The sequence below is a fragment of the Micromonospora sp. NPDC049049 genome (assembly GCF_040649115.1).
In the GTDB taxonomy this organism is placed as follows: domain Bacteria; phylum Actinomycetota; class Actinomycetes; order Mycobacteriales; family Micromonosporaceae; genus Micromonospora.
Genome location: NZ_JBEZEX010000010.1, coordinates 185,437 through 198,546 on the forward strand (window position 1 = coordinate 185,437; position 13,110 = coordinate 198,546).

Genomic DNA, 13,110 nt, shown 5'->3' on the forward strand with positions numbered 1-13,110 from the left:
TTAGGTTAGCCTAAGTTGGCTCGTGCTCGGCCGGGGGTGTCCCCTTGCCGACCAGGCGGGTGTGCCAGGCCACCGCCGCCGGGTCGGTGAGCGAGGCGACCTGGTCGATCACCACCCGCAATCTGGCCCGGTCGTCCGGGGCGGCCCGCCACAGCGGGACGAAGATCGGGTCGAGCCCTTCCGGGGCATTCCGGACCAGCGCGGCGACCAACTCCGCGAGCATCGTCCGCTGCCGCTCGTAGCGGCCCCGGAAGCCGCTGCGACGCATCACGTACCGCAGCGCTATGCCCTTGAGCAGCGCGCACTGCGCCCGTACCAGGCGGGGCACCACCAGGTCGGCGGCGTAGCGGCGGTGCGGGCCCGGACCGAAGCGTTCCTCCGTCGCCGCCACCGCCGCGGACACGAACAGCCCGGTCACGCCGCTGGTGGTGGCCTTCAACGCGACCTGCGCGCGATGGCTGCCGTCGTAGCCGGCGAGCGGGGCGAGCAGCGGACCGGCCAGCAGATCGACGAGCACCTCGGCCAGGTCCGCCTCGGACTCGCCGGAGTAGGCGGCGGCCACGTCGGCGCAGAGCGCGGCCCGCTCGTCGGCGTCCGTGAGCAGCGGGTGCAACGTGACATAACCACCGTGGATGCCGTCCTCCACGTCGTGCACCGAGTACGCGACGTCGTCGGCCCAGTCCATCACCTGGGCCTCCAGGCAACGCCGGTCGCCGGGTGCGCCGGCCCGGATCCAGTCGAAGACAGTTGCGTCGTCGGCGTACACCCCGAACTTGCGCTCCCCCGGCCGGCGCGGCCAGGGGTACTTGCCGATCGCGTCCAGCGACGCCCGGGTCAGGTTCAGCCCGGCGGACGAGCCGTCCGGGGCGAGCACCTTCGCCTCGAGGCGGGTCAACACCCGCAGGGTCTGCGCGTTGCCCTCGAAGCCGCCGCACGGCGTGGCGAGCAGATCCAACGCAGCCTCGCCGTTGTGCCCGAACGGCGGGTGCCCGAGGTCGTGCGCGAGCCCCGCGACGTCCACCACGTCCGGGTCGCAGCCCAGTCGGGAACCCATCTCCCGGGCGATCTGGGCCACCTCCAGCGAGTGGGTCAGCCGCGTACGCAGGAAGTCGTCGGTGCCGGCGGTGTGCACCTGGGTCTTGGTGGCCAGCCGGCGAAACGCCGCCGAGTGCAGCACCCGGGCCCGGTCGCGTTCGTACGGCGACCGGCGATGCCCGGTGTCCTTGGGCGGCTCCTCGACCAACCGGGCGTCCGCCGCCCCCGGCTCACTTCTCACGCAGCCGGCACAGTTCGCGACTGCGGGGCTCGCAAGACCGGCTCACTCCTCGCGCTCACGGAGTACGCAGAACTCGTTGCCCTCCGGGTCGGCCAGCACCGTCCACTCGACGTCGCCCTGACCGATGTCGACGTGCCGGGCGCCCATGTCGACCAGGCGCTCGACCTCAGCCTCCAGATCGGCGGGGCGCAGGTCGAGGTGCAGCCGGTTCTTGCGTTCCTTGCCCTCGGTCACCGGCACGAAGACCAGGCCGGGCAGGCGGTCGGCGGACTGGCGGATCTCCACCTCGTCGGGCTTCTCGGTGACGACCTGATAGCCGAGCGCCTCAGCCCACCAACGGGCCAGTCGGGCCGGATCGCGGGCGTCGACAGTCAGGCTCTCCCAGACACTCGTCATGCAGTCACCTCTTCCCGTTCGACGCGGCGCCCAATCGGCCGTGTACGAGCGAGCCAAGGTTACGCCCGCCACCACTGCCCGACCTGCTCACGACGCATCGATGAATGGCACACAACCACCGATTGGCCCCCAGTTGCCGACCGATCGCCGAGGGTTACGGTCTCGCGGTCGGAAGTCGCCACCGGTAGCGTTCCCAGCGCGGAACGTGACCAGCCGACTGACACGCAGAGCCGACCGGTGAGGGGTAACGCTCGTGGACGCAGACACGGTGATGGGACCGGAGCTACGCGGGCTGCGCCAGCGCCGACCCGACATCGCCGGCACGGTGCTCGCGGGCACCGACGGCCTGCTCATCTCCAGCGACCTACCCAGCACCGACGCCACCCATCTCGCCGCGCTCGCCGCCGCGAGTTTCGGGCTCGGGCACCGGGTGGCCGACACCGTCCGGCATGGTGAGTTCCGGGAGTCGGTCGTGTGCACCACAGCAGGCTGCGTGGTCACCTACCCGGCCGGGCGCAGCGCCCTGCTGACCCTCGTCACCGCGTCGGCGGCGGACGACCTGGAGGCGCTGCACGAGGAGGCGCGGGTGGTGGCCCGTCGGGCAGGGTCGTTCCTGGACATTCGCGGCACGGGCATCGGCGCGACAGCCGTACCGGACGCGCACGCCCCGCTGGCCACGCGTACCCCGATGGCGACCCTGCCGGCGCAGTTGCGCCGCTCGTCCCGACCGACCTGGCGTCGTCCGCCGATCTGAACGCCGACGGCGGCCCGGTGACCGGGCCGCCGCCGGCATGCGTCAACGGCTGTCCGACCCGCCGGTCTCCACGACCGCCCGACCGGCCTCCAGCCGGGCCACCGGCACCCGGAACGGCGAACAGGACACGTAGTCCAGGCCGACCTCGTGGAAGAAGTGCACCGAGTCCGGGTCACCGCCGTGCTCACCGCAGACACCGAGCTTGAGCCCGGGGCGGGCGGCCCGGCCCTCCTCGGCGGCGATCCGCACCAACCGGCCGACACCGTCACGGTCGATCGACTCGAACGGCGAGATGCCGAAGATGCCCAACTCCAGGTAGCGCCAGAAGAACGCGCCCTCGACGTCGTCGCGGGAGAAGCCCCAGCCCATCTGGGTCAGGTCGTTGGTGCCGAAGGAGAAGAACTCGGCGGCCTCAGCGATCTGCCCGGCGGTCAGGGCCGCCCGGGGCACCTCGATCATGGTGCCGATCAGCACCTCGACGCCGCTGTCCCCGACCACCTCGGCAATGATCTTCTCGGCCTCGGCGCGAACCGTCTCCAGCTCCTGCACCGCCCCGACCAGCGGCACCATGATCTCCGGCTTGGCCGCGCCCCCGGCGCGGGCGCAACTGACCGCCGCCTCGGCGATGGCGCGGACCTGCATCGCGAACAGGCCGGGGATGACCAGGCCGAGGCGTACACCCCGCAGCCCGAGCATCGGGTTCTCCTCGTGCATCCGCCGGACGGCGGCGAGCAGCGCCTCCTCCTTGGCCACGTCCTCTCCGCGTTCCTGCGCAACCGCCACGTTGACGGCGAGCTGCTCCAACGGCGGCAGGAACTCGTGCAACGGCGGGTCGATGAGCCGGACGGTGACCGGCAGGCCGTCCATCTCGCGGAAGATCTCCTCGAAGTCGGCCCGCTGCAACGGCAGCAGCGCCGCCAGCGCCGCCTCCCGCTCACCCGGGGCCCGGGCCAGGATCAGCCGCTCGACCAGCTCCCGCCGGTCACCGAGGAACATGTGCTCGGTGCGGCACAACCCGATGCCCTCGGCGCCGAAGCGCCGGGCCCGGGCGGCGTCCGCGCCGGTGTCGGCGTTCGTGCGGACCGCCAGCCGCCGCTTGCCGTCGGCGTGCGTCATGATCCGGTGTACGGCCCGGACCAGCGCGTTGTCGACGTGCTCGGGGTCGAGGCTGCCCTCGAAGTACTGCACGACCTCGGAGGGCATGACCGGCACCTCGCCGAGGTAGACCTTGCCGGTGGTGCCGTCGATGGACACCACATCGCCCTCGGCGACGGTCTGGCCGGCGACAGTGAACCGCTTCGCCGGCACGTTCACCTCGATCTCGTCGGCACCGGAGACGCAGGTCTTGCCCATGCCCCGGGCCACCACCGCGGCGTGGCTGGTCTTGCCGCCGCGCGAGGTCAGGATGCCCTTCGCGGCGATCATGCCGTTCAGGTCGTCCGGGTTGGTCTCCCGGCGCACCAGGATCACCGACTTCCCCTCGGCGGCCAGCTCGACGGCTCGGGCGGAAGTGAAGACCACAGTGCCGGACGCCGCGCCCGGCGACGCGCCGATGCCAGTGGCGACCGGCTGAAACTCGTGGTCGAGCTGGAAGCGCGGGAACATCAGCTGGGCCAGTTGCGCGCCGTTGACCCGGTGCAACGCCTCGTCCAGGTCGATCAGGCCCTCGTCGACGAGCTGCCCGGCGATGACGAACGCGGCGGCGGCGGTGCGCTTGCCGACCCGGGTCTGCAACATCCACAGCTTGCCGCGTTCGATGGTGAACTCGATGTCGCAGAGGTCCTTGTAGTGCTCCTCCAGCCGGGCCATGATGCCGAGCAACTCGTCGTAGGACGCCTTGTCGAGCTGCTCCAACTCCTGCAACGGCACCGTGTTGCGGATGCCGGCGACCACGTCCTCACCCTGGGCGTTGGCCAGATAGTCGCCGTAGATGCCCTGCGCCCCGCTGGCCGGGTCACGGGTGAACGCGACACCGGTGCCGGAGTCGGGCCCGAGGTTGCCGAAGACCATCGTCACCACGTTGACAGCGGTGCCGAGGTCGGTCGGGATCCGCTCCTGGCGACGGTAGAGCACCGCGCGCTCGGCGTTCCACGACTCGAAGACCGCCCGGATGGCCAGGTCGAGCTGTTCACGTGGCTGCTGCGGGAACTCCCGGCCGGTGTGCTTCAAGAAGATCTTCTTGTACGCGTCGACCAGCCCACGCAGGTCGTCGGCGTCCAGATCCAGGTCGTTGTGGGTGCCCTTGGCGTGCTTGGCCTCGTCGAGCGCGTGCTCGAACTCCTCGCCCGGCACCTCGCAGACGGTCTTGCCGAACATCTGGATGAGTCGCCGGTAGGAGTCCCAGGCGAACCGCTCGTTGTTGCCGGCCTGGGCTGCGAGTCCTTCCACGCTCTGGTCGTTGAGACCGACGTTGAGGACGGTCTCCATCATGCCGGGCATGGAGAACTTGGCACCGGAGCGGACAGAGACCAGCAGTGGGTCCTGCGGGTCACCGAGGCGCTTGCCCATCGCGCGCTCCAGCGACTCCAGGTGCGCCTCGATCTGACCGGCGAGCCCGTCCGGCTCCCGTCCCGTCGCGAGGTACGCCTGGCACGCCTCGGTGGTGATGGTGAAGCCGGGCGGAACGGGCAGGCCCAGATTGGTCATCTCGGCGAGGTTTGCCCCCTTGCCGCCCAGCAACTCCTTGAGCTCCTTGTTGCCTTCGGAGAAGTCGTAGACGTACTTGTGATCGACGGTCTCTTGCGCTGCCACCAGAGCCTCCACAACACACGCGCCGGATTGACACTTAACGAAGGTTCAGTTTTCTTCTTCCCCGGGACGGACCGCCGGTAATCCCGGGGTCAACGTCGATCGGTGGGCGAAGGTTAAGCGACCATCGAGTGACCTGGGACCGTTCGGTGACAATTGGCACAGCTATCACGACTATCCGTGTTCGTACCGGTTTTTGGGAACGCTTCCATGCGCACCATCACGCATACGGCCGAGCGTCGTACGCTTAACGGCACGCCGCCGGTGAACCTCACTTTTGCCATAACCGACGCGAATACACCCCCCGGAGTCGCCGCCGTGTCGACCACCCCCTTCCCCGGCCCCACCGCCGTCCCCGCACCGCTCTCGGCGGGGGAACCGGACGCAGCCACACTGGCCCGCACGGCCGAGCAGACAGCAAGCGCGTTGCTCGCCCCGGCGGCCCCCCACCGGCTGGCCGACGTCGTGCCCGCCCCACAGCACGTCCAGCCGGACCCGACCACCGACTGGACCCTCTTAGCCGAAGCCGTCATCGTGTCCAGCGCCGACCCCGCCGCGTTGGCGGTCGCCGAGCAGCTCGCCCAGCTCCTGCGTCCGGCCACCGGCTACCCGCTGCCGGTCACCGACGCCACCACGCCGGAGCCCGCCGGTGGCATCGCGCTGGTGCTCGACGGCAGCGCCGACCTCGGCGCGGAGGGCTACCGCCTCGACATCGCCACCGACGGGGTGAACGTCACCGCCTCCACCGCCGCCGGCCTCTTCCACGGCGCACAGACGCTGCGCCAACTGCTGCCAGCGGCGATCGAGAGCACCACCCCGGTCACCGAACGCTGGGTGCTGCCCGGCGGGACCATCACCGACGCACCCCGGTTCCCCTACCGGGGCGCGATGCTCGACGTCGCGCGGCACTTCTTCGCCGTCGAGGACGTGCTGCGGGTGGTCGACCACCTGGCCCGCTACAAGCTCAACCACCTGCACCTGCACCTCACCGACGACCAGGGCTGGCGCATCACCGTCGACTCCTGGCCGAAGCTGACCAGCATCGGCGGCACGACAGAGGTCGGCGGCGGCCCCGGCGGGCACTACACGAAGGCCGACTACGCGCGGATCGTCTCCTACGCGGCAGCCCGCCACATCACCGTCGTCCCGGAGATCGACCTGCCGGGGCACACCAACTCGGCGCTGGTCGCGTACCCGGAACTGGCACCGGACAAGATCGCACCGCCGCCGTACACCGGCACCGAGGTCGGCTTCAGCTACGTCGACCCGGCCGACGAGCGCACGTACGACTTCGTCGCCGACGTGCTGGGCGAGGTGGCCGCGCTCACCCCCGGCCCCTGGCTGCACGTCGGCGGCGACGAGGCGTTCAAGGTCAAGGGCGAGGTCTACACCGGTTTCGTCGAGCGGGTCCAGCGCATCGTGGCCGACCTCGGCAAGACCGTCGTCGGCTGGCACCAGCTCGCGCCAGCCGCCCACCTCGACGGGCGGGTCCTGCAGTGGTGGGGCACGAACGGCGAAGACCCCACCACCGTCGACGCCGTACGCAGGGGCGCCCGGCTGATCGTCTCCCCCGGCAACCACGCCTACCTGGACATGAAGTACGCCCCGGACACCCCGATCGGGCACGACTGGGCCGGCCTCATCGACGTGCGAAAGGCGTACGACTGGGATCCGGGCACGCACGTCGCCGGCGTACCCACCGAGGCGGTTATCGGTGTGGAGGCCCCGCTCTGGACCGAATCGGTCACCTCGCTGGCCGACATCGAACTGCTGCTCCTGCCTCGCCTCCCGGCCATCGCCGAGTTGGGCTGGTCACCCCGGGCAAGCCACGACTGGGCCGACTTCCGCGACCGCCTGGCCGGCCAAGGCCCGCGCTGGACGACGGCCGGGATCACCTTCCACCGCGCGCCCGAGATCCCCTGGCCCACCGGGCCGGCACTTCCCGCACCGCGCGACGCGAGCCTCGAAACGACGCTCGATCGCTAGACGAGCAGCCGGCGGAACCCTCAATGGCGAGCATCGCCAACGTCACGTGACTCGTGCCGACGTCGGTCCGCCCGGCGATGCGGCGGGCATGGTCCACCACGCCCGCCGCGTCCCGCCCGAACGGCGGATCTCCGGCCAAACTCGGGGCGATCAGCCGGCGGCGAGGTCGGCGATCCGTTCCGGGGCGAGCGTGGAGGTCCAGATCCGTACGTCGTCGACGACACCACCGAGCCGCGAGTGCCGGCTCCCGCTGGTCTCCCCAACGCAGCCGATCAGGGTGGGGCCGGGGGCCATCCAGGGAGTGACCGGGCCGTCGACCTCGCCCTGCGCGACGCCGTCGACGTACAGGCGGACCTTGCCGGCGCCGAGGTCGTAGACACCGGCGAGGTGCGTCCACTTGCCGAGCGCCGGTGGCTGCTGCGACTCCGAGTTGCGCCAGACGGCATCCCTCGCGGGCGAGTCCGGCATTCCGAAGTGCCAGCGATTGACGCCCGGGTGGTAGCCGAGATAAAAGGGGGTATTACCACTGGATATCTGCGACATCACCGTGTGGTGCCCGGTGGCCTTTTCGAGCAGCACCCACGCGGTCAGGGTGAACGAGGCGTCGGTACGCACGAGCGGACCCGGAGCCTCCGCGCAGGAGTTCTCGGCCAACTCCAGGCCCAGGGCCCCGTCGCGACCGAAGCCCCGATCGCGGGCCCAGGCGTACGGGCCGGTGATGGTCAGGTCGCGGCCGTTGCCGGACGTGTCGGTCAGGTAGGTCGGCGTGTCGCTGGCCGGGCCGTCCAGCGGCCACAGACCCTCCAGCTTCACCCCCGGGTTGCCTCCGTGCGCGGCGGCCACCTCGGCGGCGGTGAGGGCTCCCTGCCAGGCCTGCACGCCACTGACCGACCCCACGACGTGGTCCACCGGAATACCCGTGTACCTCGCACAGCCGATGGTGACCGGCCCGTTGGCCTGCCAGGGTGTCGCCAGCCTGGGGGCCGACGAGGCCAGGACACCGTTGACATACAGAGTGATCCGCTGGGCTGTGGCGTCGTAGACGCCAGTCAGATGGGTCCACCTACCCACGTCGGCGGCCATGCCGGCGGGGGATCTCGCCCACGGCGCCGAGGAATCGTCAGCATCGACGTCCATCATCAGGAAGCCCCAGTAGTGGGTGCCGTCCAACACCCGCGTGCCGAGATACCAGCCGCTTTGTCGTTCGCCGTCCTGACCGATGACCGTCTGGTTGCCTAGGCCCTTGTCGTCCACCTTCACCCACGTCGCGATCGTGAATGACTCGTCGGTTCGCACCGCGGGCCCGCTCGTCGTCGCGCACTGTTGCCGGCCGTTCAGTTGGAGTGCGGACGCGACCCGGCCGTGCTGGTCCTCGACCCACGGCACGTCCTCCGGCACCACCGCGTCGGAGGATCGGCCTGTGCTTTCGGCGCCGCTACCGCGCAGTTGCCAGTCGCCGACCAGGCCGGCGGGCAGTTCGGTGGCGGCGCGGGCGATCTGTTCGTCGGAGAGCAGGCCCTGCCAGACGCCGACGTGGTCGATCCCGCCGATCAGGTGGTACAACTCCGAATTCGCACTCCCGAAGCAACCGACAAGGAATTGGCTCGTCGCGTTCCACGGCGTGAACGGAATCTCACCCTCGGACGCGAACTGCCCATTCACGTACAGCCGCATGATCCGCGCCACCGGGTCGACGGTGGCCGCCACATGCTGCCACTGCCCCAGCGGCGTCGACGTCGGCGCGAAGACGCTGACGAAGGGCGACCCGTCGAAGTCGCCGCCGGTCACGACCAACTCCCAACGATCCTGTACGTGGTGGTAGAGCAGGTAGAACGAGGGCCGCGCCGTACCGACCTGAGCGAAAACGGTACGCAGGGAAGACTTGTCGGCCAGGTTCACCCAACCGGAGACGGTGTACTCCGCGTCGGTGCGAACCGTGGGCGCGCTCTTCGCGCAACCCGCACCGTTCATGGCGAGCGCGGCACCCGGCACGCCCTTGCGATCGGCGCCATAGCTGACCCCACTGCCGAGGGTCAGATCGCGTCCCTGTCCCGAGTCGTCGAATCCGTCCCCATCGAGCCTCCAGGTGGCCTGCGGCTGGGCCTGGGTGATCCGTCCGGTGAAGAAGTTGAACGCGGTCCGCGCCGAGTAGTTGCCGGCGTTGTCCTGCGCCCAGACGTAGACGACAGTTCGGCCGACCTCCGGAGTGAAGGTGACGGTCGTCGTGCCGCCGGATGCCTGGAATGCCTGCATCGCATCGGTGCCGATGCCGTAGGCGAACTGCTTGACGCCGGACATGGCGTCAGCGGAGGTGAAGCTGAGCGTCACAGGCGCTCCTGCGACCGGGGTGCCCGAGACACGGGTGACCACTGGCGTTGTGGGAGCGGTGTGGTCGACCCGGAAATAGCAGTATCCCGTCCAACCGGTGGCCTCGCCGTCCACGTCGTCGTAACCCCGCACCCGCCAGTTGTAGGCCCCGTCGACGAGAGCGGGGGCGGTCCATCCACGCTCGACGCCGGAGGTGGTCCATGCCGAGGTGTGGTCAGGGGGGTTGGTCGGACCGTTGATGTCGAACTGCACCTTCACCGAGCCGTCGCCGTCGCTGGCCTTGCCGTAGAGCGTCGGAGTGGGGACGTTGACCCATGGCCCCGGTGACGCCGTGCTGCAGTTGCCTCCGGGCGACGTGCGGATCGCCACCGGAGAGGAAGGCCGGGACTGGTACGTCGCCTTCAATCTGACGTTGGCCGGATCGAACTTGGCCCAGTGTCCACCACTCTCGTTGCCCATCCTGAGGCCGAAGGTTATCGAGGCAGCGCCTGCATTCGCGTGCCGCTGGACGTGGTAGCCGACGTTTCCTCCGTTGAAACTCTGCCAATTGGCCGACTGACCGCAGTTGGCCCCGACGGTCTTGGTCTGCAGCGGCCCTTCATGCAGCCACGTACCGGCCATGCCATTCCAGGTGGGAGTGCTGCTTGCCAATGAGTTCGTCTGCCAGATGCCGAGAGACTCATTACAGTTACCCGTGTGCACCAGGTACGCGTCGACACTCGTCGTATTCACGAGACGCCGGCCCGACATCGCTGAAATATCAAAGTAGAAATGCGACCGCCAGATGTCCCCATGGTCGTCCCAATTTGAGCCGACGCGGGCCACCTCGCGGGGCCAGGAACTACCCGAGGTCCACTGGGTGTTTCCGTTGGAATCATTCACGGGGGCCCACCTGGCCCACTTCATGTCATAGCTCGGGTCGATGAAGACCGGGAACTGCGTTCCGCTCAACACCGCCGGGTCAACGGCCACTGTGAGTGATCCTTTGTCGACACGTACGTCGACCCGAGCCACCGCGGCGGCGTCGGACGGACCACTGACACTGGAGCTGGCCACGGCGCGTTCCCGGCTGGAGTCGAGGGCCCCGGCACTCCGCTTCCCGGCGGAGGGCTCACCAGTCGCCGCTGTCGAGTCCCATGCCATCGCCGGCGGGGCAGCCGCGAACAACCCACCCGGACCGGAGATGGTGACGCGATTGTCGGTCACCGCCACGTCGGCCGATCCGCCGAGGACGAACCGCGTCTCCCGGACTGCCGGATTCTTCGCCGCCACAGCACTCTTGACCACCAGCAGGTGCGAGAAGCCCCCGCGTTCGGCACGCACCACCAGGTCGACGTCCGGATAGACGTTCGGGTAGGTGATCGTGTCGCCGTGGATGACGCCCTGCGGCAGCGCGCTCGGCCACCCGAGCGAGAAGTCCGCGCCAGCGCCGGTCATGGTGGCGAACGGGCCTTGTCCGCCCTGGGAGAAGACCACGTCGGCCGTGGAGGCGACCGGACGGACGCGACCGTCGCCACCGACCACCAACGTCGTATCGATCCCCCGCCAACGACTACCGACCTTCGCCCACTGCGGCTCGGCCCACGACTCCAGGGTGAGTTCACCGGAGGGTTGCGCGAAGACCTTCGTGGTCTCCGAGGCTGCCGCCAGCACTTCGACCGCCGTCTCGCAGGTGCGTGCGAGCGAGATCGCTGCATTCTCGGACGGCGCCATTGCGGCACCGCCGGTGGCGGCTGCGGAACAACGGTCCGATTCGGGGGCAGCGGTGGCTTGACCGCTCTCCCCGACAACCGCTATCGCGCCCACCAAAAGGGTGCCGGCCGTAATATTTGCCAGCCAGGCATGACGAAGTAGAAGCACAGCCGCACCCCCGTAGAGCAGCCCAAGAAGCCTTGCGGCAGACAATACATAGATCCACTGCGTTTAACCATACGCAGTTTCGTCAATAACATTGGGGTCGAATCCAGAGCAGATCGACCATTTTGGTCGGTTGGCAACGATGGCCGGGCTTGGCCGCTGGCGCTCGCGGCAAGCGGCCGCAGCGCGACTCGCTCGAATTCGACCGTTTCCGACGGCGTGGCGCGGGACGCGGCGAAGCCCGTTCCCACAACGGAGCACTGGTGAGTGCGCGCGAATTGGTCGCCGCCGCACCTCGCGTGGCGCAATCCCGCTCTCGCTCGCACCAATGGGAGCAATTCACACATCACAAAGGGCCCGATCACGGCGCCACTGCCCAAGACCGCCCAGCCCACACGGCACCCGGCCCCCGCGCCGACCCGACCCAGGCCCACGAATGACGCAGGCGGGAATGGCCGACCATTTGCACGATGGCTGCCCCGCATGCCCCCTTGATGGGCGATGACGCCCCGCCATGGTCATGCCGTCGGGATGTCCGTGGCACGCGACTTGCAGGATTCGGGATCGATCGCCCCGTTTCGCCTGGCCTGTCCGTATCATCCAGTCCGCAGCGCGCGTTCATCCGATTTGACGGTGCCTGTCGGGTGGCCTGGGCCACCCCGGCGGCGGAATCGGGGGCCGGCCCGGGTCGTTATACCTGGCAGACCACCGCAACAGCCCGGGTCACCGCGGGCCGGCCGCCGGGAACACCCCGCGGGCCACCCCGGTTACACCCCGGAACGGCCGAGCACCACAACGGCCGGGCCCCGCAGGTAGGCGGAATGATCCGCCACCGGCACCCGTTACACCCCGTCCCGACGCCGACCCCTCGCTGCGGGTCGCCGGGCAGACGAACTTTCCCGCACCACCATCCACCACCCCCCTGGTGTCGTGTGGGTATCCCCCGAGGCAGAGGAGCACGCCATCATGCGTACCGATCTGATCCGTAAGACCGCCCTGACCGCCGCCGGCCTCGCCTTCACCGGCGGCGCCATCGCCGGCCCCGTCACCACCGCGTTCGCCGCACCCACCACCAGCAAGCCGGCCACCCAGACGCAGACCGACCGCAAGGGCCACGGCGAGCGGGAGCTCGGTGTGCGCTACGAGGCCCAGCCGAACTTCTACTACTGCGGCCCCGCCGCCGCCCGCAACGCCCTGAGTGTGCAGGGCAAGGACATCAGCGTGGACGCCATGGCCAAGGAGATGGGCACCACCGAGGCCGGCACCAACTCCATCAACGACATCACCCCCGTGCTGAACAAGGAGACCGGCAAGGACGACGCCTACCACTCCGTCGAGATCAGCACCCCCAAGGCCGACGAGAAGCAGACCGACAAGCTTCGCGCCGACGTCGTCAAGACCGTCGACGACGGCCGGGCCGTGGTCGCCAACATCGCCGGCACCACCACCGACACCGACGGTGGTATCCACTCCTTCGAGGGTGGGCACTACATCAGCGTCGTCGGCTACCGCGACAACGGCAACATCGTCAAGATCGCCGACTCCGCCGACCCGAACACCGCCTCGTACGCGGTCACCATCGAGCACCTCGCGGACTGGATCGCCACCCGCGGCTACGCCACCAGCTGAGCACCAGCCAACGCGGAAGGGCCGGACCCCACCACGGGGTCCGGCACTCGACAAGCCGCGCCAACACGTCGGTCACGTACGGCAGGTAGAGCGGGTTGATCAGGCCCAGCGTCGGGATCAGCTGCCAGACGACGAG

Annotated in this window: 7 protein-coding genes; 3 read left to right on the top strand and 4 right to left on the bottom strand. The window is 69.5% G+C overall.

Annotated features, from left to right (window positions below):
- Nucleotides 1-10: 10 nt before the first annotated feature.
- Both AB0B68_RS13545 and AB0B68_RS13550 read right to left on the bottom strand, forming a co-directional pair.
- On the bottom strand, nt 11-1,276 hold the full coding sequence (locus AB0B68_RS13545) for a deoxyguanosinetriphosphate triphosphohydrolase (protein ID WP_357207073.1): 1,266 nt from the start codon (nt 1,274-1,276) through the stop codon (nt 11-13).
- A 42-nt stretch (nt 1,277-1,318) separates the two neighbouring features.
- Nucleotides 1,319-1,672, bottom strand: coding sequence for a VOC family protein (locus AB0B68_RS13550; protein ID WP_124860192.1), 354 nt, complete (start codon nt 1,670-1,672; stop codon nt 1,319-1,321).
- Between the two features lie 253 nt (nt 1,673-1,925).
- Between AB0B68_RS13550 and AB0B68_RS13555 the strand changes: the two genes are divergently transcribed.
- On the top strand, nt 1,926-2,426 hold the full coding sequence (locus AB0B68_RS13555) for a roadblock/LC7 domain-containing protein (RefSeq protein ID WP_355009814.1): 501 nt from the start codon (nt 1,926-1,928) through the stop codon (nt 2,424-2,426).
- A 42-nt stretch (nt 2,427-2,468) separates the two neighbouring features.
- Here AB0B68_RS13555 and ppdK read toward each other — a convergent pair whose 3' ends face one another.
- Nucleotides 2,469-5,177, bottom strand: coding sequence for a pyruvate, phosphate dikinase (ppdK, locus tag AB0B68_RS13560; RefSeq protein ID WP_357207064.1), 2,709 nt, complete (start codon nt 5,175-5,177; stop codon nt 2,469-2,471).
- Nucleotides 5,178-5,492: 315 nt separating this feature from the next.
- Between ppdK and AB0B68_RS13565 the strand changes: the two genes are divergently transcribed.
- Nucleotides 5,493-7,160, top strand: a complete 1,668-nt coding sequence (locus tag AB0B68_RS13565) for a beta-N-acetylhexosaminidase (RefSeq protein ID WP_357260103.1) — start codon at nt 5,493-5,495, stop codon at nt 7,158-7,160.
- 150 nt (nt 7,161-7,310) lie between these two features.
- Here the strand turns inward: AB0B68_RS13565 and AB0B68_RS13570 are convergent, their stop codons facing one another.
- The gene (locus AB0B68_RS13570; RefSeq protein ID WP_357260106.1) at nt 7,311-11,201 is read right to left on the bottom strand and encodes a LamG domain-containing protein; all 3,891 of its coding nucleotides are present in this window, start codon (nt 11,199-11,201) and stop codon (nt 7,311-7,313) included.
- A 1,110-nt stretch (nt 11,202-12,311) separates the two neighbouring features.
- Here AB0B68_RS13570 and AB0B68_RS13575 point away from each other — a divergent pair.
- The gene (locus tag AB0B68_RS13575; RefSeq protein ID WP_357260109.1) at nt 12,312-12,974 is read left to right on the top strand and encodes a C39 family peptidase; all 663 of its coding nucleotides are present in this window, start codon (nt 12,312-12,314) and stop codon (nt 12,972-12,974) included.
- Nucleotides 12,975-13,110 lie beyond the last annotated feature (136 nt).

Excerpts from the sequence above, each read along its gene's own strand:
- AB0B68_RS13570 (WP_357260106.1), bottom strand. The coding sequence starts at position 11,201 with ATGGCGCCGTCCGAGAATGCAGCGATCTCGCTCGCACGCACCTGCGAG.
- AB0B68_RS13550 (WP_124860192.1), bottom strand. The coding sequence starts at position 1,672 with ATGACGAGTGTCTGGGAGAGCCTGACTGTCGACGCCCGCGATCCGGCC.
- AB0B68_RS13575 (WP_357260109.1), top strand. The coding sequence starts at position 12,312 with ATGCGTACCGATCTGATCCGTAAGACCGCCCTGACCGCCGCCGGCCTC.